At 65.1% G+C, this 24,912-nt stretch carries 19 protein-coding genes; 4 read left to right on the top strand and 15 right to left on the bottom strand.

The features are described from left to right. Nucleotides 1-12: 12 nt before the first annotated feature. Entirely contained in the window at nt 13-897 is an 885-nt protein-coding gene (locus QCE64_RS26800; RefSeq protein WP_310007148.1) for an alpha/beta hydrolase, read from the bottom strand. Between the two features lie 102 nt (nt 898-999). Between QCE64_RS26800 and QCE64_RS26805 the strand changes: the two genes are divergently transcribed. Beyond that, complete coding sequence (locus QCE64_RS26805; protein WP_309817753.1) at nt 1,000-1,851, top strand: LysR family transcriptional regulator; 852 nt, start codon at nt 1,000-1,002, stop codon at nt 1,849-1,851. Here the strand turns inward: QCE64_RS26805 and QCE64_RS26810 are convergent. The 3 genes from QCE64_RS26810 to QCE64_RS26820 form a co-directional block, all read right to left on the bottom strand. Beyond that, nucleotides 1,829-2,890: a phytoene/squalene synthase family protein gene (locus QCE64_RS26810; RefSeq protein WP_310007150.1), complete on the bottom strand. Its 1,062-nt coding sequence runs from the start codon at nt 2,888-2,890 to the stop codon at nt 1,829-1,831. The genes QCE64_RS26805 and QCE64_RS26810 overlap by 23 nt on opposite strands. Nucleotides 2,891-4,148: 1,258 nt before the next feature. After that, a complete protein-coding gene (galU, locus tag QCE64_RS26815) occupies nt 4,149-5,075 on the bottom strand; it encodes a UTP--glucose-1-phosphate uridylyltransferase GalU (protein ID WP_310007152.1) in 927 nt (308 codons plus the stop codon). A 77-nt stretch (nt 5,076-5,152) separates the two neighbouring features. Then, nucleotides 5,153-5,305, bottom strand: coding sequence for a hypothetical protein (locus QCE64_RS26820; protein WP_309817768.1), 153 nt, complete (start codon nt 5,303-5,305; stop codon nt 5,153-5,155). Nucleotides 5,306-5,457: 152 nt separating this feature from the next. Here QCE64_RS26820 and QCE64_RS26825 point away from each other — a divergent pair, with 152 nt between their 5' ends. Then, the gene (locus QCE64_RS26825) at nt 5,458-6,597 is read left to right on the top strand and encodes an acyltransferase (RefSeq protein ID WP_310007154.1); all 1,140 of its coding nucleotides are present in this window, start codon (nt 5,458-5,460) and stop codon (nt 6,595-6,597) included. A gap of 1 nt (nt 6,598) precedes the next feature. Here QCE64_RS26825 and QCE64_RS26830 read toward each other — a convergent pair whose 3' ends face one another. The 3 genes from QCE64_RS26830 to QCE64_RS26840 are packed head-to-tail and all read right to left on the bottom strand — an operon-like array spanning nt 6,599 to nt 12,795. After that, nucleotides 6,599-9,058 carry a glycosyltransferase family 4 protein gene (locus QCE64_RS26830; RefSeq protein ID WP_310007156.1) on the bottom strand — a complete coding sequence of 820 codons (2,460 nt, stop codon included), beginning with the start codon at nt 9,056-9,058 and terminating at the stop codon, nt 6,599-6,601. Then, nucleotides 9,055-10,542 (bottom strand): oligosaccharide flippase family protein, encoded by a 1,488-nt coding sequence (locus QCE64_RS26835; RefSeq protein WP_404987473.1) that lies wholly within the window; start codon nt 10,540-10,542, stop codon nt 9,055-9,057. The genes QCE64_RS26830 and QCE64_RS26835 overlap by 4 nt, the downstream gene beginning before the upstream one ends. A 30-nt stretch (nt 10,543-10,572) precedes the next feature. After that, nucleotides 10,573-12,795, bottom strand: coding sequence for a hypothetical protein (locus tag QCE64_RS26840; protein ID WP_404987444.1), 2,223 nt, complete (start codon nt 12,793-12,795; stop codon nt 10,573-10,575). A gap of 250 nt (nt 12,796-13,045) precedes the next feature. Here QCE64_RS26840 and gmd point away from each other — a divergent pair, with 250 nt between their 5' ends. Continuing rightward, nucleotides 13,046-14,089 (top strand): GDP-mannose 4,6-dehydratase, encoded by a 1,044-nt coding sequence (gene gmd, locus QCE64_RS26845; RefSeq protein WP_309817780.1) that lies wholly within the window; start codon nt 13,046-13,048, stop codon nt 14,087-14,089. A 6-nt stretch (nt 14,090-14,095) separates the two neighbouring features. Continuing rightward, nucleotides 14,096-15,013, top strand: coding sequence for a GDP-mannose 4,6-dehydratase (locus QCE64_RS26850; RefSeq protein ID WP_309933994.1), 918 nt, complete (start codon nt 14,096-14,098; stop codon nt 15,011-15,013). Nucleotides 15,014-15,064: 51 nt separating this feature from the next. Here QCE64_RS26850 and QCE64_RS26855 read toward each other — a convergent pair whose 3' ends face one another. From QCE64_RS26855 to QCE64_RS26890, 8 genes are read right to left on the bottom strand one after another with little or no spacing between them, the layout of a single operon-like run. Beyond that, nucleotides 15,065-16,231: a glycosyltransferase family 4 protein gene (locus tag QCE64_RS26855; protein WP_310007161.1), complete on the bottom strand. Its 1,167-nt coding sequence runs from the start codon at nt 16,229-16,231 to the stop codon at nt 15,065-15,067. A gap of 24 nt (nt 16,232-16,255) precedes the next feature. Continuing rightward, nucleotides 16,256-17,440: a glycosyltransferase family 4 protein gene (locus QCE64_RS26860; protein WP_310007163.1), complete on the bottom strand. Its 1,185-nt coding sequence runs from the start codon at nt 17,438-17,440 to the stop codon at nt 16,256-16,258. Then, nucleotides 17,403-18,929, bottom strand: coding sequence for a glucose-6-phosphate isomerase (locus tag QCE64_RS26865; RefSeq protein ID WP_310007165.1), 1,527 nt, complete (start codon nt 18,927-18,929; stop codon nt 17,403-17,405). The genes QCE64_RS26860 and QCE64_RS26865 overlap by 38 nt, the downstream gene beginning before the upstream one ends. Continuing rightward, complete coding sequence (locus tag QCE64_RS26870; RefSeq protein ID WP_309934002.1) at nt 18,926-20,059, bottom strand: glycosyltransferase; 1,134 nt, start codon at nt 20,057-20,059, stop codon at nt 18,926-18,928. Before QCE64_RS26870 ends, QCE64_RS26865 begins: the two co-directional genes overlap by 4 nt. Continuing rightward, entirely contained in the window at nt 20,056-21,027 is a 972-nt protein-coding gene (locus tag QCE64_RS26875; protein ID WP_310007391.1) for a glycosyltransferase family 2 protein, read from the bottom strand. Before QCE64_RS26875 ends, QCE64_RS26870 begins: the two co-directional genes overlap by 4 nt. A 31-nt stretch (nt 21,028-21,058) precedes the next feature. Continuing rightward, a complete protein-coding gene (locus tag QCE64_RS26880; protein ID WP_309934204.1) occupies nt 21,059-23,272 on the bottom strand; it encodes a polysaccharide biosynthesis tyrosine autokinase in 2,214 nt (737 codons plus the stop codon). A 32-nt stretch (nt 23,273-23,304) separates the two neighbouring features. Further along, nucleotides 23,305-24,474, bottom strand: a complete 1,170-nt coding sequence (locus QCE64_RS26885; RefSeq protein ID WP_404987445.1) for a polysaccharide biosynthesis/export family protein — start codon at nt 24,472-24,474, stop codon at nt 23,305-23,307. After that, a complete protein-coding gene (locus QCE64_RS26890; RefSeq protein WP_310007169.1) occupies nt 24,468-24,911 on the bottom strand; it encodes a low molecular weight protein-tyrosine-phosphatase in 444 nt (147 codons plus the stop codon). Before QCE64_RS26890 ends, QCE64_RS26885 begins: the two co-directional genes overlap by 7 nt. Between the last annotated feature and the right edge of the window lies 1 nt (nt 24,912).

Raw genomic sequence — 24,912 nt, forward strand, 5'->3', positions numbered from 1 at the left:
AGATTGCGCCGCTCACCACGCTCCGGCAAACGCCAGCACCGCGCGATTGAACGCGCCAGGGCTGGCGACATTCATCCCATGCGACGCCCGCGCGATCGTCTGGCGCTCGGCGAACGCAATCCACTCCGTCAGCTTCTCGACGTTGTTGCGGAACATGCGCGGGCTCTTCTCGCCGTCGATCAGCAGCGTGCGGCATTTGATGTCGCGCGCCAGGTCCCGCGTGTAAGCGGGCAGCGGATCGCGGAATTGCTTCGGCAGCGTCAGCGCGTTGTCGAGCGCCATGCGGCGGAAGCTCTCCGTGCTCTTCTTCCAGAAGCCAGGCATGCTCACCGAATCGACGAACATCTCCAGGCCACGGTCGAATTCGCCCTGTTCGATCAACTCGGCCACGCGCGCGCGCAGCGCATTCGTGGCGGGCGGCAGTGCGGCAGGTGCAGCAGGTGCCGAACGCGACTTCGTTTCCAGTTCGAGCGGACCGCCCGGATCGGCCAGCGTGAGCGTCTTCACGAGGCGCGGATACTCGCGCGCCAGATGAAACGCAATCGCGCCGCCGCGCGAATGCCCGACGAGATGAACGGGTGCCAGTTCCAGCGTCTCGATGAACGCCGCCATTTCCGCCACGTGCGCTTCCCAGCCGAACTCCCCCTGCACGAAGGCATCGACGGCCGGCCAGTAATGCGACAGGCTCGGCACGATCACGCGGAATTGCTTCGCGAGCGGCAGGACTTGCGCCTCCCAGTACCGGTAATCGCACAGCGATCCGTGGATGAGTACCATCGGCTCACCCTCTCCGCACGCGATATACGGCACGGAAATCCCGGACGCGTTCGTGGCGAACGACGGCTCAGGCAGGCCTTGCACGGCGGTGAGGACGGAAAGATCGGTACGGGCGTTCATGGATAGGCTCCTTGACTGCATCATGCGCCCCGCTCAGGTAAAAGAAAAACGCATAATCTTGATAGAATCGTTCAGATTTTCTGATACCGAGCCTGTCCGACCATGAAAGCACTCGACCTCGATGTCCTTGCGATGATCGTCGCCGTGGCCGATACCGGCAACATCAGCCGGGCGGCGGAACTCGTGCATCGTTCGCAATCGGCGGTGAGCATGCAGATCAAGACGCTGGAAACCGCGCTCGGCAAGCCGCTGTTCGTGCGCAAGCCGCGCAGCGTCGTGCCCACGCAGGACGGCGAGGTGCTGCTCACCTACGCGCGCCGCATGATCGCGCTGCGCGACGAGGCGTGGGCGGCCGTCGTGCGGCCAGACGTGACGGGGCGCGTGGTGATCGGCGTGCCGGACGATTACGCGTCGTCGCTTTTCCCGCCCATTCTGAAGAAATTTTCCGCCACCTATCCGAAGGTCGAGATCCAGGTGGTCGGCCTGCCGAGCGTCGCCCTTGCGCCGATGGTGAAGGACGGTTCGGTGGATCTCGTCTGCGCGACGCGGGTCAAGGGACTGTCCGGCGACTTCGTGCGTCACGAGCCGATGGTCTGGGCCGCCGCGCCCGGCGCCACGGATATCTGGAAGGAACGCCCGCTGCCCATCGCGGTGTTCCTGCCGGGCAGCGTCGCGCGGGAGAACGCGATCCGCAGCCTGGAGCACGCGCGCATCGGCTATCGCACGTCGTATGAGAGTCCGAGCCTGCTCGGTCTGCTGACGATGGCCGAAGCCGGCCTCGCCGTGACGCCGCTCGCGAAATGCGCGGTGCCCGCTCACTTCACGCTGCTCGGGCCGCCGCAAGGTTTGCCGGATATCGGCACGCTGGAAGTGGTGCTGGCGAGAAGCGCGGCGTCGAGACGACCGCCGTGCGACTTTCTCGCCGAACGCATCATGGCCGACTTGCGGCGCTGATGCGCGCTTCTATCGCTTGCATGCGCTTCGTGCTCCAGTTGCGCAGCGCCGCGTCCGATACCACCATTGGCAGCGAAGCCGCGATGATGCGATAGACATCGTTGCGGCGCACCTTCGAGATGCGCGCGGGATCGAGCCATGCGCGGTTCTCCGCGAGCAGCACCAGCGTATCGAGGCCGATCATGATCGGCCACAGGCAGGCCAGCCGCAAACGCACGGCGCCCGGCGCAATGGCCAGCGTGTAATCGACGGCGTCCTGGTACAACGCCAGCGAAGTGCGCAACAGCTCGAACAGCACGGGCCGTGCGCGCACCGACGCCTGCGGGTCCAGCAGATCATGCGGCGCGAGGCCATGACGCGCGAGCATCGTTGCAGGCAGATAGCAGCGTCCGATGCGCAGGTCGCGCGCGCAATCGCGCAGCACGTTGGTCATCTGCAAGGCCTTGCCGAAGCGCACGCCGAGCGCCAGCATGGTGTCGAGCGGCGCCTGAAGCTTGCCCGGCTGATGCGCCACCGTCATGCGCGTCCAGAATTCACCCACGCACCCCGCTACCAGATACGTATAGCGGTCCAGTTCGTCGAACTCCTTCAGCGCGGCGATCTGCCCGGACGTCTCGTCGGGAAACGTGCGCAGGTCGAATTCCATGCCGGTGCTGAGCGTCGTCACGATGTCGCGCACCGCCGCGCCGACCCGCGCATCCAGTTGTGGCAGGATCGCCAGCGCCGCGCCGAGCGCTTCGAGCAACGCCCGCTCGTCCGGCTGCGCCTGCTGCTGCGCCACTTCGCCGGCAATCCGCGCGAGCGCGCCGTCATCGGCGGCGCCGTTCACCTGTGCGCGCAACGACAGCAAGAGTTCGAGGCGGCGTTGCGGCGAGATCAGCGAGGTATCGGCGATGGTGTCCGCCGCGCGCGCCAGCAGATACGCGAGCCCGATAGGATCGCGCATGCCGGCGGGCAGGATGCGCAGCGTCAGGTAGAACGAGCGCGACACACTCTTGAGTAGCGGACCGAGCAGGACGGTCCGGGATGAAGTGTTCATGACTTAGACACGGAAGAGACTGGCGAGCGGCGCGATACAAGCGCGCTGCGGCATTGTAGCGGTCGTCGGCAGAATCGGACTCTCCGCATGGGGCGCGTCTTGGGCCGAATTGAGAAAACGCGAGCCAGTCAGGCAACGCTTGCCGTGCGAATGACATGTGCCGGCCGATGATCATCCCACTGACGGCCATCTTTCTCTGCGGTCAAAGTGCGACTTGAAGGCGAAGGAATATGCCGATCACAAAAGGATGTTTCGGTCCGGGTTTCCCCCCTGCCTGATAACGCGGGATAAGCCCGTTGAAATGTTTTCGTTGAATATACGGAGATCTTTGTTTCGTTTCTTTGCCCAAAAAAAGTTGTCACTAATTCTCGCCAGCCTGGCACGAATTTTTGGCCCATAGATTGGCAAAGAGCCCGCGGGTATTGACGCGTCTACAACCCAAAGTAATTCGCCTTCGTTCCATTCCGATGGATGGATCGGGCGCCCTACCCCTGAAAGCCTTATCAGCTACTTCCGGTGTTAGCAAGGCCCACATGAAGTATCTGACAGGATTTTTATCGATTATTCCTTCACGCAGATAATTCTTTGTGTTGCAAAAAGAAGCAGAATGGCCGCCACTGCGTTCACAATGGACCTTTGCATTTGATTCACGCTCAGGTACACACCCAATTTTTGCAGCACAAAATCAACTGCAATATAGAAAATCGCGACCAGCAAAACGGAGAATAGAGTTCGTAAAATCTTTTTCTGCAAGAGTAACAAACATTGAAAGTTCAAGATCTCGTCCATAGGAATGTCCGAGAGCGCACCACCATGACAGCAATGCTAGCACCCCAAATCTCGTTCATTAGCTCTTTGTTCTAATTGCCCGCGTTTTCAGAATTATCAACAAAGGTGGGTACGAAACGAATCAGTCCGATTAGCAATGGCGGCTGAATCATTTCACATCCCCCAAAGAATCGCGCCAAGGAAAGCACCAATCCAAGATACGCTCGTCGGAGCGGAGTGAAAGAGGCCCATAGTCGGGCCTTGCACACTAACGAGGAAACACGCGTGAGTAGTTCGCGTGGAGGGGAGAGCGACTATGACCGCTTCAGCGAACGCGATGAGCCGAACTCAAAGATGGCCGAACCACTTCGAAGCCATCGTACCCAGTCAAGCAGGCGCGCCGGCGACCTTGTTTCAATTCCTAAGAACACCGCCCGCATGCTTGTGCGTTACAGGATCGTTGAGTCGCGCCTCAGGGAGGTCTCCTGCGTCAAGTCGGTACCGACTCCGCCTGCTCTCCCTCCTCCCCAATCAACTCCGGCATCAACGCCCATACTTCCGCGCGCAGATACTGCTCGAAGTCCTTGCGCACTTCGGGATGCTGCAACGCGAACTGGATCGTCGCCTTGAGATAGCCGAGCTTGCTGCCGCAGTCGAAACGCGTGCCGAAATAGCGATACGCGAGCACCTGTTCCTCGCCGAGCAGCGCGCCGATGGCGTCGGTCAGCTGAATCTCGCCGCCCGCATTGGGCCGTGTCTCGCGCAGATGCCGGAAGATGCTCGGCATCAGCACATAGCGTCCGACCACGCCGAGATTCGACGGCGCGAGCGCCGGCTGCGGCTTCTCGACGATGCTCGACATCTTGATGACATCCTCTTCCCATTCGCGCCCTTCGATCACGCCATACGAAGCGCTGTCCTCGCGCGCGATGCGTTCCACGCCGATCACCGAGCTGTGATAGTGATCGAAGACGTCGACGAGCTGCTTCATCACCGGCTGCGGCGCGTGCAGCAGGTCATCGGCGAGCATCACGGCGAAGGGCTGCTGGCCGACGAGCCGTTCCGCGCACAACACCGCGTGACCGAGACCGAGCGCGGACGGCTGGCGCACATAGAAGCAATCGACGTTCGCCGGCTTGATGCTGCGCACGGCGTCGAGCAGGGCTTCCTTGTTGCGTGCCTCGAGTTCGGCTTCAAGTTCATAGGACTTGTCGAAGTGATCTTCGATGGCGCGCTTGCCGCGGCCGGTGACGAAAATCATCTCCGTGATCCCGGCGGCGACGGCCTCTTCCACCGCGTATTGAATCAGCGGCTTGTCGACCACCGGCAGCATTTCCTTGGGACTGGCCTTGGTCGCGGGCAAGAAGCGTGTGCCGAGACCCGCGACAGGAAATACGGCCTTGGTCACCTTGAGCATGAGTCTTTCCTCCAGATCGAAACCCGTGATTGAGATGTCCCCGGACCCGGTGGTCCGCTGCAGCGCTCGGGCGGCGCTTATTCCGCGTCGTCCATCTGAGGCGCCGGGACGCGATTCGAGCCGCGCTTGCGCAACGGGCTCAGGGGGTCGTTGCGCAGTGCGTCCCGATAGGCCGAGGCGGCCACCAGCACGAGCAGCACCGCCACGCCGGCAATCGCATGCATATCCATGATCCGCATCCATTCGACGTTAGACAGGCATCGACCGTAACAGAAAAAAATCGATAAAAAATGAGCGCCCGTGCCGCGAATTATTTCGTTATTCGTGCCATTTCTGCTGCCCTAAGATCGACGCATTCTTTTCTCGCGCGACCTTCCACTCCATGAGCGATTCTTCTCTCTTCACGCCCGCTGCCGCACGTCATGAAGGCCTCCTGTCGGACAGCCAGGATGTCGCCATCGACGCATGGCGCGGCGCGGCGGCCTTGCTCGTTGCGTACTTTCATTGCCGGCAGGTAACGTGGATCGGCATGCAGCAATTTCATCGCAGCCTGCATGGCCTCGACGCGAATGCACTCATCAGCTATCTGACCTTCCCGATTGCCTGGGGCTCGGCGGGCGTGCCGGTGTTCTTCGTCATCAGCGGCTATTGCATCCATCGCGCGATGGCCCGCAAGCTGATCGCCGACCCGCTCGCTCCCTTCGATAGCGGCAACTTCCTGCTGCGTCGTTTCGTCCGCATCTATCCGGTGCTGATCGCCGCGCTGCTGCTGACGCTCGCGCTCGATTCGCTGAGCAGCACGTTCCTGCCTGTCAGCCACAAGATCAATCCCTTCGACCTGAGCGCGTTTCTCGTCAATCTGTTTTCGTTGCAGGGCATCGCGGGGAAGACCTTCGGGTCGAACGGCGCGCTCTGGACGCTTTCAGTGGAAGTGCAGTTCTATCTCGTGTATCCGATGCTGATCGCGCTGCGGCGGCGCATCGGCATGGGCGGCGTGATGGCGGGCGTCGGCGTCATCAACGTGCTGTCGGCGCTGGTTTTCGCGCCGCGCGGCATCGTCGTGTTCACGTCCTACTGGTTCGCGTGGATGCTCGGCGCATGGATCGCGGAAGCGAAAGCGCGGGGAATCGAAGCGCGGCCGCGCATGGGAATGCTGGCCGGCGTGCTCACACTGGCCGGATGCGGCGCATTCAGCCTCGCGCAATATGCGGCGTTCCAGTTGTGGGCATTCGCCTTCGCCGTCTACCTGCACGGCGCGCTGGATACGCCGATGCGCGCATCGCCCGTGGTCCGCTTCCTGTCCTGGCTGGGCACGTTCAGCTTCTCGCTGTATGTCGTGCATCTGCCCATTTTCGTGCTGCTGGGATCGGTGCTGTTCAGGTCCGCGCTACAGACCGACATCTGGGCTTCGTTCGGCTTCACTGCCGTTGCGGTGTGCGTGGCGCTGGTCTTCCATGCCGCCGTGGAGAAGCCCGCGATGGCGTGGTCAGCGGCGCTGCGGCGCACGCGCCGCAGGCGCTGACTCAACCGCGTTTGCGCGAACGCTCCGCGACATCGACGAGAATCTTCTCCACGCTCTCGACATAGCGCTCGGTGCCGAAGCGGCTCGTCGCATTCTCATAACCTTGCTCGACAAGTCGCTCGCGCAACGGCTGATTCTTTCTCAGACGGTCGAGAATGCGCGCCAGCTCGGCGGCGTCGCCGGGTGAACAGAGAATGCCGTTCTCGCCGTCCTCGACGATATCCATCACGCCGCCTGCTCGCGTCGCCACGACGGGCCGCTTCGACAGCATCCCTTCGATGATCACGCGCCCGAACGGCTCCGCCATGATCGAGGTATGCGTGACCACGTCCACCGCTTTCATGCAGGCGGCGATATCGTCCTGGAAGCCGAGGAAATGCACGCGGTCCTGCAAGCCATGCTCGTCCACATAGGCGCGCAATTCGGTTTCATAGGCGTCTTCACCGAACAAGGCCGCGCCGACCAGCACCGCATGCATGTCCGGCGACTCCAGCAGCGCCTCCAGCAGCACATGCTGACCCTTCCAGCGCGCGAGCCGGCTGAAGCAGCCGACCAGGAACGCATCGCGCGGCAAGCCGAAACGCGCGCGCAGTTCGTGTTGCGCGACGGCTTCGATATCCGTGAACGGTTCGGCCGAGATGCCGTTGAACACGACATCGAGCCGTTCCTCGCGCAACCGCGTCAGTGCCGTGACGGCGGCGGCCGATGCGGTCGAATTGGCGATCACGTGTTCCAGCATCAGCTTGGTGCACCACTTGATGACCGCTAGTTGCGTGCGGCCGAAGTGTTCCTCGCTGACGATGTCGCGCAGATGCCAGACCACCGGTCTGCGCGAGATCAGTCCCGCAATCGCGCCGATGACCATCGCGCGCTGCGTGTTCACGTAGATCACGTCGGCGTTGCGCGAGCGTTCCAGCGTGCCGCGCAACAGCTTCAGCATGCCGCCCAGCATGTTCATCCCAGGCCGCGCCTTGCCGTCCTTGCGCATGCCGTCGAGCGACTTGCCGTCGAGCACGTCCACTTTCACGCCGACCGCTTCCAGCGCGATGCGGAACGGGCCATCGTCGAACAGGACGGTCTGCACGTCGCCGCGCATGTTCTTCACGACTTCGAGCATCGACAACTCCGCGCCGCCCAGCGCCCCGCTCTGGTCGACGGCCAGCACTTTCAAGCCCGCTTGCTGCATCTCGTCGATGGCAGGCGGCTCGGGCGCCTCCTCCACCGGCAGCGGCGGCAGCACGAACTGCGGCGCCATCCGCGAGATATGCGCATGCAATGCCTCGCGGAAGCGACTGTTCGAGAAACGCTCGGCGTTCGCGCGGCAATCGGCGGGATCGAAGGTGAGCGCGCCGCTGTCGAAGGCATCGATGGCGTCGATGATCGCCTGCGGCGTCTGGCTGTTGAAGAACAGTCCGGTGGGCCGTTCGTGCGAGGCATCGAGCACCGTTTCCAGCGCGCCGCCCTTGCCGTACGCGATCACCGGCGTGCCGCACGCCTGCGCTTCCACGACCGAAATCCCGAAGTCCTCTTCGGCTGCGAACACGAAGGCTTTCGCGCGGCGCATCCGGTCATGCAGCACGGCGAACGGCTGATAACCCATGATCTCCACATTGGGCGTCGCCTTGGCGCGGATCTTCGCCATGTCCGGGCCTTCGCCGATCACGACCAGCTTGCGCCCCGGCATGCGCGCGAACGCTTCCACGATGAGATCGATTTTCTTGTACGGCACCATGCGCGAGGCGGTCAGATAGAAATCTTCCTTCTGCTCGCACACTTCGAACGAGGCCACATCCACGGGCGGAAAGATGACCTTGGACGTACGCCGATACACCTTGTGAATCCGCCGCGCAATGAAATCCGAATTGGCGATGAAGTGATTCACCGAATTCGACGTGCGGATATCCCAGTTGCGCATGTAGTGCAGGATCAACCGCGCGAACAGCGACTTCGCGCCCGCCGTCAGATTGGATTGCTTGAGGTATTGGTGTTGCAGGTCCCACGCATAGCGGATCGGCGAATGCACGTAGCTCACATGCACCTGGTCGGGTCCGGTCAGCACGCCTTTCGCCACGGCGTGGCTGCTGGAAATGACGAGGTCGTATCCGGAGAGGTCGAGCTGTTCGATCGCGAGCGGCATCAGCGGGAGATAGGCGCGATAGCGCGTCCGGGCGAACGGCAGCTTCTGGATGAACGACGTCGCCGCCTGCTTGCCGCGCAGGAAAGAGCGGTCTTCGAGAAAGTCCACGACGCTGAAGATGTCCGCTTCCGGAAAGCACGCGATGATCTGTTCCAGCACGCGTTCCGCTCCGGCATACGTGACGAGCCAGTCATGCACGATCGCCACGCGCGGCATGCCGGGCTGGCGTGTCACGGCGCGCGGTTGCGGCGCGGGACCGTCATCGCGCAGGAAGTGACGTGTCTTTGCGCGTCCGACAAACGCGTCTTCGAATTCAGTGCTCATGCGTCACGCCTCGCTTTCAGAGGTGAAGGGGTCCTGCCGATGAACTTGCCCGCCAGGGTCAGCGCCAGCGCACGCAACGAAGGACGTGTCGCCACGGACCATGCTGCGTTGACGAAGGTGAAGAGCGCCGCTGCCGTGACAGCCTGGAGGGGATGCGCCATTGCATCGATTGCGCTGCCGACGGCAAGCGCGACGAGCAGAAACGCGAGATGCGCAAGCATGTCGAGCGCGATGGGCCGCGCGCGAATCCGCGACATCCAGAGCAGGACCGCATAGTCCGCGAGCGCGCGCACTGCGACCACGCTTGCGGCGCCCACCGGCCCGTAGCGTTCGATGCCGAACCAGAGCAAGCCGACGAAAAACGGCAATTGCGCCAGTCCCGCACGCGCGGCCTTGGCGGGATCGACCTGTGACTGAATCAGGATGCGCGTCACGCCCGCCTGTCCGACGAGCCACACGGCGATCACGAGAATGCGGCCCACCGGCGCGCTCTCCACGGCGAGGTCCGCGCCGATCCACAGATGCAGGAACGGTTCGAGCACGAGCATCGCGAACAGCGCGAGCGGTGTGAACACGCCGTTCAGGAAGGTGAGCGACGTCGCGGCCATGCCGTTCGCGTCGCTTCGATCGATGGCCGAAAGACGCGGGAACAGCGTGCGCACCATCGCGTTGGGCAGCATGTTCAGGCGCGTGACGAGGTTTTGCGGCACCGTGTAATACGTGACGAAGCGCGCGCCGAGATGCGCGCCGAGCAGCACGCGGTCGAGCGAATCGGTGAGCATCGTGGTGATCGACGACACGAGCATCCAGCCGCCGAAGCGGAACAGGCCGCCCGCGACCTGGCGCGTCGGCCATTCGATGCGGCGGATATCGAGCAGCCTGAGACTCGCGCGGGCGAGCAGCAGCGCCGCAAGCAGACGCGCGACGACCGCGGCCGCGATCACGGTCTGCAGGTTCGGCGCGATCCACCACGCCGCGCCCAGCGGCAAGAGCTGAAACAGGAAGGTGCCGAAAGTCTGGTTCGCGTTATAGACGCCGAAGCGTTCCATCGCGTTGATGGCGCCCGCAAAAACCCAGGAGACGTTCGCGAGCGGTATCGCGAGTGCAAGCCACGGCAACGCGCGATACACCTCCTGCTGCAACGCCGGCGCGGAGTGCGCGACATAGGCCGTATAGGCGAAGGCGCCGGTGTAGATCGCCACGCCGCCGAGTACGCCGGTCGCGAAGTTGAGCCATACGGCGCTCCAGAACACGCGCGTGCGCTGCGCGACATCGCCGGCCGCCTGCGCCTTCGCGATCTGATGTTGCGCGGCCATGCTCATGCCGAGATCGAGAATGCTGAAATAGCCGATCAGCGTCCATACGAGACTGATGACGCCATAACGCTCGACGCCCACGAGCCGGATATACGCGGGCACCGTCGCGAGCGACACGAAGGTCGGCAGGATCAACCCGATGAAGTTGATTCCCACGTTGCGCACCATGCTTCTTTCCATTCGTCGTTCCTCGCGCGTTCAGCTTGACGGGGTCCAGCGGTACATCGTCACCTTGCCGCGCGCATCCTCTTCGACGAACACGAGGTATTCGCCGTTGCCGCGCCGGTGTGCGCTGATGCCGTTGGGCACGTCCACCCAGCCGGATGCCCGGCCCACTTCCGGCCCGGGCCGGATGACGCCTGCTTCCTTGCCGGAGTCCTTGTCGTACACGTGCATCTCGCCGACCGGTTCCACCGCGAACACGTATTGCCCCTCCACGGTCACGCCGATGACCGTCGCCAGCGGTTTCGCCTGCGTGTCCCACGGCAGGTCGATCGCATAGCGCAGGCGCGCGCCATTCGACCAGTTGTCGTAGCGCACCAGACGACGGCCCACTTCCTTCCAGTAACGGCGGTCGAAGGGCGCGTCGGCCGTGTAGCCGGTGAGGTACATCGTGTCGGTCGCGGCGTCGTATACGGCACGGCGCAATTCCGTGAAAGGCGCCGGCACCGGATAGGTCTGCATGCGCGCGTAGTCATAGATGGGATTGCCGTGCGCATCGAGGCCGCCGAAGCGGATGCGATGAATGCCCTTCACATCGCTGGTGCGCCAGATGTCGCCCTTCGTATCGACCCACCAGCCCCATCCGCCGGTAATGCGCGCGGTGCCCGGATTGCGCTGGAATTCGCCGGCCTCGAAGCGGCCATCGCCATCGAGATCGCGCCAGATCCATTCGCCGCCTTCCGGCCGGTTCGGCACGTTCTGCACCGGACGCGGCCGCCCCGCGATGAAGCCCGAAGGAATCGCCAGTTCGCCGTCGCGTTTCGCGTCGAAGCGATAGATCTTCAGGTGATCCGCGTACATGTCCGTCAGGTACAGGAAGGTGCGGCCTTCGAGCCGGCGCGCGATCGGCAGGCCGGGCCATTGATCGACGTGGAACACCGGATCGTCGGGATACTTGAAGCGGCCCGACAGGAAGCCCGCGTAGCGCCATTCCTGTCCCGGCGGCTTCGACAGGTCCAGCTCGAAGCGCTTGTTGCCCGTGTACACGCTGTCGGGCCGGGCGGGATCGATCCACGCGCCATCGACGAACAGCAGACCTTGCATCTGCCAACGCAATGCACCGGCCGGGGAATAGCTTTCGAGCGTCGCGCCGAGACCCGCGCCGATGCTGCCGTCGCGCGCACCGATGCCGTTGCCCGACACATAGACGTTGCCCGACGCATCCACGCCCACGCCCGTCAGGCCGTTGAAGCGCTGCGGTCCCGGCTTGCCGGGCACGCCTGAAAAAATACCGCCGCGTTCGCCCAGCGTGCCGGTTTCGCGATACGCGCCGCCCTGCTTCGAGAACAACAGCACTTGCTGACGCGGGCCGTTATCGGCGACGAGCAGGCGCCCCTGACGGTCGAGCGCGATATCGACGGCGATCGTCTCGTCGGCGAGGTGCGGTGCGTCGTCCAGCAATGCACCCGAAGCACTGAAATGCGCGATCCGCGGATGCGCGCCGAGACTCTCGACGATGCCCCACAGCGAGCCGTCCTGCGCCAGCGCGATGCGTCCCGGCTGCGGCGCGCTCCATTGCGACTTCGGTTGCATGGAGCGCGCGTCGTAGCGCTCAATACGATCCCGCGCCGTATTGGCCACATACAAGAGCGCATCGTTCGCCGCCAGCCCGCCGATGTCGCCACGCGCGGCATCGTCCGTGGTGTCGGCGATCTTCAGGAAGCTGCGCGCGAGCGTCGCGGCCGGGTCGTCGGCGCTCACGAGCGCTTTGTCCGCATCGGGCGCGCCATCGAAGGGCATGGCGCGTTTCGGATCGTCGATGTCACGCCGCGACACGCCAATCCAGTGCCGGCCCGCAGGCGGCCACACACCCGACCTGACGAGCCGACCTTTTTCGTTACCTACGCCCACCGCGACGAACACGCTGTGCGCATTCACCGCCACCGCGTTGCCGCCGGATGCGCCCCAGCCATGCGTGCCGCCCGCATACGAGAGCATCTTGCCGTCGCGATACACGCTTGCTTCGGCACCGCTTTCGTCCCACGGCGAATTGGTGAACACGCGGCCGTCGGGCGCGACGGCAATCGCGGTGATATTGATCTGCGTCCAGGTGCCGTCGCCGAAGCCGGAGGTATTGCCGATCCACGACGTCCTGGCGTCGAGCACGCGCGGCGCCGCGGCCGCCGCGTACGATCCCGCCAGTGCGGACGCGACGCAGAGGACCGTGCAGATCAGTTTCGACGACACAATGCGCGGCAATCTTCCCTCCCCTGAGCACGGTCTGGACGACCCGTTTGGACGACTGGAGGTTAGAGGCCAAATAAAGCTAAAAAAACGAAAATATTGTCTGCACGGTGAGGCCTTCTTTAATCGCTCCCGCGTCGTGCCACGTTCAAAAAAGATCTCGCGCATTAAAAAAAGCGCGCATGCCGGAAATGAAAATCCCGCGGATATTTTTTCGATTTCTTTTCCCTAGAATCGGCTCATGACATCTTCAGGAGCGGAACTCATGGCCTCGCAGCTCAAAGCGATCATCACCGGCGTGTCAGGACAGGACGGCGCGTATCTCGCCAAGCTTCTGCTCGACAAGGGATACGAAGTGGTCGGCACGTATCGCCGCACGAGTTCGGTGAACTTCTGGCGCATCGCCGAACTCGGTATCGACCGTCATCCGAAACTGAGCCTCGTCGAACACGATCTGACCGATCTCGGCTCCAACCTGCGGCTGCTCGAAACGGCCGAAGCCAGCGAGTTGTATAACCTCGCCGCGCAGAGCTTCGTCGGCGTGTCCTTCGATCAGCCGTCGACGACAGCGGGCGTCACCGGTCTCGGCGCGCTCAATCTGCTGGAAGCGATCCGCGTGATCGATCCGAAGATCCGCTATTACCAGGCCTCCACGTCGGAAATGTTCGGCAAGGTGCAGGCCATTCCCCAATGCGAGGAAACACCGTTCTATCCGCGCAGCCCGTACGGCGTCGCCAAGCTGTTCGCGCACTGGACCACCATCAATTACCGCGAGTCGTATGGCATCTTTGGTTGCAGCGGCATCCTGTTCAATCACGAGTCGCCGTTGCGCGGCCGTGAGTTCGTGACCCGCAAGATCACCGATACCGTCGCGAAGATCCGCCTCGGCAAGGAAGAACTGCTCGAACTCGGCAATCTCGATGCGAAGCGCGACTGGGGCTTCGCGGCCGAATATGTCGAGGGCATGTGGCGCATGTTGCAGGCCAGCGACCCCGATACCTATGTGCTCGCGACCAACCGCACCGAGACCGTGCGCGACTTCGTGCGCATGGCGTTCGGCGCGGCGGGCTATCAGCTGGAGTGGGCGGGCAAGGGCGAACGCGAGCGCGGCATCGATGTCGCCACCGGCCGCACGCTGGTGCGGGTGAATCCGAAGTTCTATCGCCCGGCTGAAGTGGATCTGCTGATCGGCAGCGCGGACAAGGCGCGGGAGAAGCTCGGCTGGCAGCCGAAGACCACGCTGGAGGAACTGTGCAGGATGATGACCGAGGCGGATCTGAAGCGCAACGAAACCCAGCCCGGCTTCTGACGCGCCATGGCAAGACGCGCACTCATCACCGGCCTCAACGGCTTCACCGGCCGGCACATGGCCGCCGTTCTGACGCAGTCGGGCCATGACGTCTGGGGCACGGTCACGTCCTCTCCTGAGGACGACGTGCCGAACGCTGTCGGCATATCCGTCGATCTGCTCGACATGGAGGCGCTCAAGTCCTTCGTCGCCGATGCCCGTCCGGATGTGGTCGTGCATCTGGCCGCCGCCGCCCATGTCACGGCCAATGCGCCGGGCAAGACGTATATGGTGAACATCGTCGGCACGCGCAATCTGCTTGCCGCGCTCAGCACGCTCGACAAGAAACCGCGCGCCGTGTTGCTCGCGAGCACCGCGAACGTGTACGGCAATGCGGCCGTCGAGACCATCGACGAAGAAGTGCCCATCCAGCCCGCCAACGACTACGCCGTCAGCAAGCTGGCGATGGAGCACGCGGCCCGGCTCTGGCTCGACCGCCTGCCGCTGGTCTTCGTCAGGCCGTTCAACTACACGGGCGTCGGGCAGAGCGAGGACTATGTGCTGCCGAAGATCGTCGGGCATCATGCGCGGCGGGAGGCGCGCATCTCGCTCGGCAATCTCCACGTGAGCCGCGATTTCTCGGATGTGCGGGATGTCGTCGCGACTTACGCGAAGCTGCTCGACGCCGCTCCGGCAGGCCAGACCTTCAACGTCTGCTCCGGCCGCAGCCATTCGCTCGGCGAGATGTTGCAGATGCTCGCGCGCATCGCGGGCTATGAGATCGACGTGTTCGTCGATCCGCGCTTCATGCGGCGCAATGAGATTGCGCGGCTGGTCGGTTCGAATCGCAGGCTGCGGCAGGTGATCGGCCAGGTGCCGCATACGCCCATTCATGACACGCTCGAATGGATGTACGACTCGATGAGCGCACAAGTCGCGGCTTAGTGGGTGCTTCAGACTTCAGGCCGGCCTTTCCCAAGGCCGGCCTGGAGCACGTCAGTGCATCGGTCCTTCCGCAATCGCTTCCTCATAAACCGCTGCCACGCGCTTCGCGATCACCGAGCGGTCGAAGTGCTCCCACGCATAGCGCCGGCAAGCCGCTTCGTCCGGCAGGTCGAGCGTGCCGTCGAAGGCCGCGATCAGGCCGTCCGCAATCGCATCGACGCCCGTCGACGCCAGCACCAGATCCTCCGACAGCCCGCGCACCGCTTCCGGCAGGCCGCCCACCGGCGTCACCAGCACCGGCGTTCCCGATGCCAGCGACTCCACCGTAATCAGCCCGAAGCCTTCGAGCGCCACCGTCGGCACGATACTGAGGTCCGCCGCGCGATACAGCGAAGCCAGCTGCTCGTCGGGAACGAAGCCGAGCAGGCGGACGTTGTCGTCGAGACCGGCGGCATCGATACGGGCCTGCAACTCTTCCGCAAGCCGCCCCTTGCCCGCGATCAACAGCAGCACATCGGGCACCTTCTGCTTGACGCGCGTGATGGCGTCGATCAGCGATTCGAGCCCCATGCGCCGCACCAGCCGCCGCACCGCAAGCACGATCGGCCGCCCCGCCGGCAACTGCAATTTCCGGCGCGCTTCCGAGCGGCTCAGCTTCTGGTCGAACTGCGCGACATCGACACAACCCGGCACCACGCGGATGCGTTCTTCCGGCACGCCGTAACGCGCGCTCAGGATCTGCCCGAACGCTTCCGAGAGCACGATCAGCCGCGACGAACGCGCATACACGCGCCGCTCCAGCATCAGCTTCGCGCGCTGACCGAGCGTGTCCGCGCCTTCGACATGACTCTCGTCGGCCCACGGCCCCTGGAAGTGCGAGACCTGCGCGATGCCGCGCGTCACATCGAGTCCGGGAAACGTGTACAGCGCAAAGTGCGACGAGACGACGTCGGGCCGCTCCATATCGAGGCTGGCGCGCAAGGCGCTGCGTGCGTTCATCAGGCGGCGCGGCAGCGACTGCGCGGCCGGACCGAAACCACGGATGGCGCCGCCCGAATCGACCGCCACGCGCGGCGAACCGGCAACCACACCGCGCACCTCGACGCCCGCCGCCGGCAGCGCGCCGACCAGCGTGTAGTACATGCGGTCGAGGCCGCCCGCGCGCTCCGGAAACCAGTGCATGCCGATTTGCAGGGACTTGATGGATTGGGTGCTCATGGCTGTTTCCTGTTCGGGTTGATGTCAGACGCGCGATTGCGCGGATGCCGCCTTCAGTGTCGTCACGTTGTCGCTGCGCTCATGCCGCGCGAAGCTGCGATAAAGATCGAGATAACGCCGCGCCATGCGCGCCCAGTTGAAGTCCGCCGCGAGCGTGCGCGCCGCCGCGCCCATGCGCACGCAGCGTTCGCGCGACGCCGCCAGTTCGCCGATGGCGCCCGCCAGCGCGACGGCGTCGTCGGGATCGGCGAGCACGATGCCGCAGTCCTCGCCGATGATCTCCGCGCCGCCCGCCGTGCGCGCCGTGATGACCGGCAGGCCGGCGGCGAGCGCTTCCAGCAGCGAAAGGCTCATCGCTTCATAGCGCGACGGGAACACGAAGGCATCGACGGAATGCATCAGCGTCGGCATGTTCTTGACGAGCCCGAGAAAATGCACGCGGTCCGCAATGCCGAGCGCGCGCGCCTGCTCCGGATAAGGACTGCCCGCCAGATACCCCGCGACGACGAGCTGCACATGCGACGGCAGCGATACCAGTGCGTGCAGCACGGTTTGCAGGTTCTTGCGCGGCGTGCGCAGGTCGCCGACGAACAGCAGCAGGAACGCATCGTCCTTCAGGTTGAACGCCGCGCGTTCGGCAGAGGCCGCCGCGAAGGCTTGCGTATCCACGCCGTTGTAGACGACCTGCACGCGCTGGCTCTCGATGCCGCCCGCGCGGATCTCGTCCGCCACCTTCTCCGATACCGCCGCGATCACCCGCGAACGCCGGTACGCCCAGCCTTCGAGCCAGGCATTCAGGCGGCTGTAGATGACCTGATACGCCGACCACGCGCCGCCGCGCAGCCGGAACGGGTAATACGGGCTGCGGGTCCAGCCGCCATGCACGAAATGCGCGGTGTTGACCTCGGCGCGCGCCCAGGTGATGAAGCCGTTCACGTGCAGGACGTCGTAGGCATCGCGATGCGCGCGCAGCCACAGTGCGCTCTTGATCGCGAAGACCTGTTGCTTGACGAGGCGCGTCGGCCAGAAGCGGCCGGCGATCACCGGCACCCAGCGCAGCCGCGCGTGAGCGAGCAACTCGGGCGCGACGTGCGATGCCACGAGAATCACCTCGTGCCCTTCGGCCAGCGCCGCGCGCGCGATTTCGTAGTTGACGCGGCCCTGGCCGTCGTTATGCCGCACCACGTGGGTGACGATCGCGATTCTCATTGGCTAGCCTTTGATGTTGAAAGAAGAGAGATTCGCGGCGGCGCACGAGCTTCGCATGATGGCGCGCGGCGATGATCGCAAACAGGCTCGTGAACAACAGCGATCCGCCGGTGCTGACGAAGGTGTTGGCGAACAGCAGGATGCCGATCATCGAAAAGGCCAGGCTCAGCGCGGCCTGCGCGAACTTGTCGTCGCGCAGCGAGAACGACGCGCGCCACGCCCGCACCAGCAACAGCGCGACGCCCGCCATGTAGAGCAGGCCGCCCGGCCAGCCCAGCACGAAGGGCACGTTCATCACGCCGCTGTCGAAGCTGCCGTACTTGCCGAGATCGCCGTTCGCGCTCGCCAGTTTCGTCGAGGTGCCGGTGGCGCCGAAGCCCTCGCCCGTGACATCGGTGAAGGCGGTCACCATGAAGTTCGTGTAGAACTCGTTGCGCGCGGCATAGCTGCTGTCGTTGCTCAGGTTGGTCATGGTCTGGAGGCGTGTGCCGAGCTTGTCCGCCACCGGCCCGATGGTCAGCAGCGGCACCGACAGCCCGACGAGCACCACCGCGCCGAGCACGATGCGCAGCCGCACGCGGTTGCTCGCCTTGAGCAGTTGAAGCATCATCGCGATGATCCAGCCGCCCCACGCCGAACGCACCATCGACAAGGCGAAGGAGACGAAGCCGAGCGCGCCCGCCAGCCAGCGCGCGCGCTGCGTGCCGGCCATCACGAAGGTCAGCCCCGCCATCACGACGAGCGCGAACGGGCCGGACGAGTTCATCGTGCTGAAGACCCGCACGCCGAGCGGCACCGGCTCGCCCTGCGAGGCCATTTGCGAGCCGATCATCCACAGGGCGTCCCAGGCCGGCATGATGAAGAACTGCACGATGCCATAGGCGCCCATCAGCAACAGGCCGTAGACGAAGGTATCCAGCAGCACCTTGCGGTACTTCGGATACTCGTGTGCGTTCACCATGATGTGAAAGCCGATGAGCACCGGATACAGCCAGTTCGCAAGGTCGTAGGTCGCCGCCATCGGGCCGCTGGACGCCACGCCGATCAGGTAGGCATACGCGATGCCGAGCAGCATCAGCAGCATCGGCAGGCCGCGCCGCTGGGCCAGCACCCTGTACTGGCGCAACAGGGTGAGGCCGCAGATCATCGTGACGACGAGCGGTGCGATCTGGATCAGGCTCGTCGGCGTGAACGCGCCGCGGCTCCAGTCCGCGAGACGCCGCACTTCCGGGCTCAGGAACCAGACCCACCACATGAAGCCGATGTACCGCGACGGGCTGCGGAAGTAGAGGTAGAGCGCCGCGCACGTCGCCAGCAGCGGAAAGGCCAGCGTGAGCACCGTCCCTTGGCGCGCCAGCACCAGCAGCGCGGTCAGCCCCCAGACGACCGCCTGCGCGGTCCATTCCGGCGGACCCTTGCGCGCCCGGCGCACGGTCTTGACCCGGCCGGCGAGGTCGCGTGACATGGGAGGCAGCGGCGCGGCGTTCATCTCGTCAGCTCGCGCGGCGCGAATACCGCCTGCCCGTTCGGCGCGGCATCGTTCGCGCCTTGCGCGTGTTCCAGCGCGGCGCGCGTCAGCCGCACATGCTGGAGCGCGAACTCGCGTGTCGTGTAGTCGCGGGCGATGAAATGGCGCATGGCGGCCTGCGCCCGCGCCAATGCGAGCGCGGGATTGCCGCGCAGTTCATCGAGCGCGCGGCGCAGCGCCGGCGCATCGTGCGCGGGCACGTAGGACACGTGTCCGGTGCCGAAGTAATCGCGCAGACCGCCCACATCCGTGACGATCACCGGTTTGCCGAGCGCGACGGCTTCGAGCAGCACCGTGAGTCCCGAAGCATGCGTGTTCGCGCGCAAGGGCACGACGATCACATCGGCCCAGTCGTACAGTTCGCGCGCCGCGTTCAGCCCGATGGCCGGTGCGATGCACACGTTGTCCGCGTGCAGCGAGGCCGGCACGCGACGGCGCGTCGCGATGCGCACGTCGTAGCGTGCATCGTCGCGCAGCGCCGTGGCGAGCGTACGCCAGTCGCGGTCGCGGTCATTGCCGATCGCCCCGACGCGCAGCGGTGTATGCGGCGTCCATGCGCGCGGCTCGGCGAGCGCGAAGTCCTGCAGGTTCAGGCCGTAGAAGACCTGCTCCGCCTCGCGGCCGAAGTACTCGCGCACCAGCGCGGCATTCACGCTGGAATGCGTGGTGAGGATATCCGCGCGCGCAATCAGCTTGCGATAGATCCAGCGGCGCACCGCGCCATAACCGGGCCATTTGTCGAGCAGCCAGATCGACTGCGCAAGCAGCAGCGGCCTGCCCTGCGCGCGGCCCTTGAGCAGCAGCAACAGCGCGGCGGACAGATACTCCTGCTCCGTGTGCGTCCATACGGCGTCGCAGGCGAGTATGGCCTCGCGATTGCGCCACGTATGAATCAAATCGAAGCCGAGCGCGGCCTTCAACGCGCGGCGCAGGAAGCGCATCGGCTTGCGTTCGTCGGCATCGCGCGAGTAGGTCAGCGTGAATTCCGCCGACTCCGCATGGTGATAGCCATACAGGCAGCCGATGTTGTCGCCCTGCCGATACCGCGCCGGATCGGCGCCATGGAAGAGATGCACATGCACGTTCGTCATAGTGTCCTCGCAGCGGGAAGCGCAGGCGTGTCCGACGTGCGCGCGCGGCGGGCCTCAGAGCGCGCCTCGCGTGCGCCGCTGCGCACCGCGCGCCAGCGCCGCCATGCATGGGCCACGCCGCCGCGCGTCGCGAGCAGCGCCTGCGCCAGGCCCGGATAGACCTTCGTGCCGATCAGCGCATACCACCACCACGCCAGTTCGCGATGACCCGGATCGAGCTGCTCGCTCAGGATCAGATGGAAGTTGTAGGCGGCATCGCTCAGTGCGCCGAAGGTCTGGGCGTCGCGCCGGTCGTCGTCGAAACGCTCGGCCGGAAAGTGATCCACCGCGACCAGCGGGTCATAGCGCACCGTCCAGCCCGCGCGCCGCACGTTCATGCTGAACGCCATGTCGTTGTGAACCTGGGCGCCCGCGCCGCGCAATCGCGTATCGAAACGCAGCGCGCCCACCGCCGCGCGCCGGTAGCTCATGTTCGCGCCCTTCAGCATGCGTACGTCCCGCGCCGGTCCCACGCCGAGGTGATGGTTGCCCACGATCCGGCCCGTGCGGCGCACCACGCCCACTTCGTGGCGCGCGCCGTCCAGCACGCGGCCCTTCTCGTGGACCCAGTCGCGCCCGCCGAGCGCACCGAGGCGTTCATCCTCTTCGAACGCGCCGGCGATACGCGCAATCCAGTCGGGATGGGGCGCGGCGTCGTCGTCGGTGATCGCGACGATCTCGCCTTGCGCCGCCTCCAGCCCGCGATTGAGCGCCGCCACCTGACCGCCCGCGCCGGTCTCGATCACGCGCAACATGAAGCCTTGCGCGCCCTTCAGTTCGATCGCCAGACGCCGCGCCGTTGCTTCGTCCTCGGGACGCGCGATCACCAGCACTTCCTCTGGCAGGCGCGTCTGCGCCCGCAGCGCCGCCAGGCAGCGCTTCAGGTCCGCCGGCCTGCGATAGGTCGGCACCACCACCGAGACGCTCAAGCTCATGGTCATGGTCATGGTCTGTTCTCCCTCAGTGGCCCGCATACTCTTCCACCGCTGCGTAATGGGCGCGCCCGTAGCCGCGCGCGCGTTGTGGCGTACCGTTCAGGATCGCGCCCTGCACGACGATGCCCGCCGTACGCAGGCGCCGCGTCGCTTCGCTGATTTCGCCTTCGTTGTGCGCACCGGAGCGCAGCACGAGGAAGTTCGTGCCCGCCATCTTGCCGACGATCAGCGCGTCCGTGACCGCGAGCACCGGCGGCGTGTCGATCAGCACGGCGTCGTATTTGCGGGCGAGCGCCTCGAGCGTGGGCTGGAGTCGCGGCGACATCAGCAGTTCCGACGGATTGCCCGGACGCTTGCCCGCCGCGATGAAATCGAGCGATGGAATCCGGGTCGTGCGGATTGCCTTCTCCAGGCCGATCGTTCCCGCCAGCAGTTCCGCGAGGCCCGGCTCGCGCCCGGCGCTCAACGCGCGTTCGAGCTTGCCGCGCCGCATGTCCGCGTCGATCAGCAGCACGCGCTTGCCGGTAGCCGCGAGCAGCACCGCGAGGTTGGTCGCGAGGAAGCTCTTGCCGACGCCCGACGCCGGCCCGGTCAGCATCACCACGCGATTGCGCGCTTCCATCAGCGAGAACTGGATCGACGTGCGCAGGCTGCGCATGATCTCGACGCAAACGTCGTTGGGACGCAGCATCGCGAGAATCGGCGCTTCGAGGTCGTCGTGACGGCGGCGCTTCACGTCGGTATCGAAACGGGTTTGCTCGGCGCTGTGCGGCACGAGCGCGAAGATCGGCAGCGAGGAGACGCGTTCGAGGCGCTCCGGATCGTCGATGCCCTTGAAGATCGCGCGGCGTGCGAACACGAAGCCCGTGCCGAGGATCAGCCCGAGAATCACCGCCGCCGACATGATGAGCACCTTCTTAGGCTTGACCGGATCGCCGGGTCGCAGCGCGGCATCGACGATATGCACGTTGCCGCCCGTACCGGCCCGCTGCACCGAAAGCTCCTGCACGCGGTTCAGCAGCAGCACGTAGATGTCTTCCGCCACCTTCGCGTCACGCTGCAACGCCACCGCCTTCACTTCCGATTGCGGCAGATCGCGGAAGCGCGACGCATAGCGCTCGCGTTGCGCTTCGAGTTGCGCGAGCTGCTCGCGCGCCGTCGTCAGCGCCGGATGCAGATTGCCGTAGCGCTGTTCGAGCGTCGTGATCTGCAGGCGCAGCGCGGAAATCTGCGCCTCATAGCCGATGCTGCCTTCGAGATAGACCTTGGCTTCGTCGCTTGCGTTGATGACGCCCGCCTGGCGCTGATACTCGGTCAGCGCAGCTTCCGCGTTGTGCAGGTCCGCCTTGAGCCGCGGCTCCTCGGTGCGCAGGAAGTCGAGCATCTTGCCCGCGTCGGCCTGCTTGGTCTCGATGTGCTGGCGCAGATACGACTGCGCGAGCGCATTCGCGATCTCGGCGGCCTTGTCCGGATTCTGGTTTTCGAGCGAGATCTGGATCACGCCGGTCTGCTTGCCCTGCTCGGTCACCGTGATGCCCGACTGGAAGCTTGCAATCGCCGAGAGATCGTTGGCGCGCATCACCTTGAAACGCGTGCCGGGCCGGGCCACGAGCTGCTTCACGAGCAGCGTGACGCCCTGGCCGCTCGCCTCCGCGCCTGCCTGTCCCTGAAGCAGCGCGTGTCCCTGCGGGTCGGCCAGCGCATAGCGCCCGTCGCCGAGCGCGGTGAGCATCAGTTCCTTGCCTTCCCACTGCGGCTCGACCTCGATCGAATCCAGCTGGATGATCTCGCCGCCCCACGCATACGACGCCATGCCGAACCACGGCTTAGCCGGCACGCCGGGCGTCGCGAAGCGTGCCGCGAGACTGCCGAGCAGCGGCAGCGTCACCGGCGCAACCGAGAAGTTGAGCTTGCATTGCGCCACCACCGGCGCCACCACGCCGCGGCTCTTGATGATCTCGATTTCCGCGTCGGTGGGCAGCGCGCTCGATCCCGAGTTGATCGCCTGGCCGGTTTGCGTCTGCGTGAGCGCCTGCGACGTGTTGTCGTTGGTTTCGACGCGCACGTGAGCATCGGCGGAATACACCGGCCTCGCGAGATAGCAATACACGGCCGCGCACAGCACCACGAAGGCGAAGACGCCGATCAGCCAGCCGATGTCGTCGATCACGGCCTGGATCAGATTGCCGAGCACGACGTCTTCCTCGTCGGGCTTCTGCATGAAGGGATGCACTTGCATGTTCACGATACGACTCCCTTGTTCGATGCCCGCTAGCGCGTCAGCTGCTTCAGATAGAAGAGCGTCTGCAAGGTCGGCAACACCTGGTTGATCAGGCGGTTGAACTGCACCGCGCCCGCCGTGCCCACGTAGACCACGTCCTGCGGACGCAGCTGGAATTGCGTCGAGAGCAGCAGCGAGTCCGGCTGCGACATGTCGAGCCGGAAGATGTCGGGCCGCGCCGGATTGCTGCGCGCGCCGCGCACCACATAGATCTGGCGCACGTTGGCGTCGGTGTCGAGTACGCCGCCGGCGAGCGTCAGCGCATCGGCGATCGACGCGCGGCCGCGCATCATGTTCACCGGCATCGGCGTCTTGACTTCGCCCATCACGAAGATGCGGCTGTCGTAGCGGTCCGGAATGTTGATGATGTCGCCCGACTGCAGCATCACGTTCTGCGAGATGTCGCCGCGGTCCAGCACGCTGTTGGCGTCGAGCACATACAGCTTGCCGCCGCGCGTCAGCCGCACGCGCTGGAGATCCGCCTCGGACGTGGTGCCGCCCGAGCGCGTGATGGCGTCCACGAGCGTCAGCGGCACGTCGCTCACGGCGAGCGGACCGGGCTGCTTCACTTCGCCCGTCATCGCGATCTTCTGGCTGCGATACGCCAGCACGCGCACGTCGAGTTGCGGGTTCTTGATGTACGGCGCCAGCGCGGCGGCCAGCTGGTCGCGGATCTCGCCGGTCGTCTTGCCCGCCACGCGCACGCGGCCGATGAACGGGAAGAAGATCATGCCGTCCGGCGACACGGTCTGGCCGTACGGGTCCGCCTGTCCCGGCAGCGCCTGCGTGTAGGGCTGCCGGAGCGCGCCCGCGACCGTCTGCGTGGTGTTGCCGCCGGTGGAGAGCGTGCTGCCCTGCGGCGTCGTCAGTTCCGGGTGATCCCACAGCGTCACGCCGAGAATGTCCTGCGGTTCGATGCGATACACGTACTGCGCTTCATCGGCGAAACGCGCGGGCGGCAGCGGCTGCGGGGCATCGGGCGCCGCCTGCTCCTGGGCGATCACGTCCGCCGTGATGAGATGCACCGGATAGGTCGCGGTGGGCGTCGGATCCTTGTCTTCGAGCCGCGAGGTATTGAGGAAATTGCCTGGCGCCGTGCTGCACGCCGACAACAACGCCGACATGAAAGACGCCAGCAAAAGAACACGGGGTATCAGCATATTTTGTCGAGCCATCCAAGCACCAGCCGTTCGATCAATCCAAAGCTCTCGCGATAGACCGCGTCATGCGCGCCGTACGGGTCGGCGACTTCAGCGTCTTCCCACTTGCCGAGCAGATGCACCTTGCCGCGCGCGGTTGGCGCGAGCTGCGTGACCGCGCGCATCTGGCTGCGCTCCGGGACGAGGATCAGGTCCGCGCCGCGCGCCATGCCGCGGTCGAAACGCCGGGCGCGATGCTGCGACGAATCGAGCCCCTGCTCCGCCAGCAGCCGCTGCATGGCCGGGTCGATGTCCTCGCCTTCGTGGGCGTAGAGCCCGGCCGAACGAAACTCCATCGGCCGGACGCCGCGCCTCGCCAGATGCGCGCGGAACAGCACCTCCGCAGTCGGACTGCGGCAGATGTTCGCGTGACAGACGATCAGGACGCTCCCGAACATC

Origin of the sequence: Caballeronia sp. LZ043, assembly GCF_031451075.1 — a bacterium.
Taxonomy (GTDB): Bacteria; Pseudomonadota; Gammaproteobacteria; order Burkholderiales; family Burkholderiaceae; genus Caballeronia.

What these genes read in the sequence shown, in the direction of transcription:
- QCE64_RS26820 (WP_309817768.1), bottom strand. Translation starts at nt 5,305, where the DNA reads ATGGATATGCATGCGATTGCCGGCGTGGCGGTGCTGCTCGTGCTGGTG.
- gmd (WP_309817780.1), top strand. Translation starts at nt 13,046, where the DNA reads ATGGCCTCGCAGCTCAAAGCGATCATCACCGGCGTGTCAGGACAGGAC.
- QCE64_RS26870 (WP_309934002.1), bottom strand. Translation starts at nt 20,059, where the DNA reads ATGACGAACGTGCATGTGCATCTCTTCCATGGCGCCGATCCGGCGCGG.
- QCE64_RS26805 (WP_309817753.1), top strand. Translation starts at nt 1,000, where the DNA reads ATGAAAGCACTCGACCTCGATGTCCTTGCGATGATCGTCGCCGTGGCC.
- QCE64_RS26855 (WP_310007161.1), bottom strand. Translation starts at nt 16,231, where the DNA reads ATGAGCACCCAATCCATCAAGTCCCTGCAAATCGGCATGCACTGGTTT.
- QCE64_RS26830 (WP_310007156.1), bottom strand. Translation starts at nt 9,058, where the DNA reads ATGAGCACTGAATTCGAAGACGCGTTTGTCGGACGCGCAAAGACACGT.
- galU (WP_310007152.1), bottom strand. Translation starts at nt 5,075, where the DNA reads ATGCTCAAGGTGACCAAGGCCGTATTTCCTGTCGCGGGTCTCGGCACA.
- QCE64_RS26850 (WP_309933994.1), top strand. Translation starts at nt 14,096, where the DNA reads ATGGCAAGACGCGCACTCATCACCGGCCTCAACGGCTTCACCGGCCGG.
- QCE64_RS26865 (WP_310007165.1), bottom strand. Translation starts at nt 18,929, where the DNA reads ATGAACGCCGCGCCGCTGCCTCCCATGTCACGCGACCTCGCCGGCCGG.
- QCE64_RS26890 (WP_310007169.1), bottom strand. Translation starts at nt 24,911, where the DNA reads ATGTTCGGGAGCGTCCTGATCGTCTGTCACGCGAACATCTGCCGCAGT.
- QCE64_RS26860 (WP_310007163.1), bottom strand. Translation starts at nt 17,440, where the DNA reads ATGAGAATCGCGATCGTCACCCACGTGGTGCGGCATAACGACGGCCAG.
- QCE64_RS26885 (WP_404987445.1), bottom strand. Translation starts at nt 24,474, where the DNA reads ATGCTGATACCCCGTGTTCTTTTGCTGGCGTCTTTCATGTCGGCGTTG.
- QCE64_RS26810 (WP_310007150.1), bottom strand. Translation starts at nt 2,890, where the DNA reads ATGAACACTTCATCCCGGACCGTCCTGCTCGGTCCGCTACTCAAGAGT.
- QCE64_RS26835 (WP_404987473.1), bottom strand. Translation starts at nt 10,542, where the DNA reads ATGGTGCGCAACGTGGGAATCAACTTCATCGGGTTGATCCTGCCGACC.
- QCE64_RS26880 (WP_309934204.1), bottom strand. Translation starts at nt 23,272, where the DNA reads ATGCAAGTGCATCCCTTCATGCAGAAGCCCGACGAGGAAGACGTCGTG.
- QCE64_RS26825 (WP_310007154.1), top strand. Translation starts at nt 5,458, where the DNA reads ATGAGCGATTCTTCTCTCTTCACGCCCGCTGCCGCACGTCATGAAGGC.
- QCE64_RS26800 (WP_310007148.1), bottom strand. Translation starts at nt 897, where the DNA reads ATGAACGCCCGTACCGATCTTTCCGTCCTCACCGCCGTGCAAGGCCTG.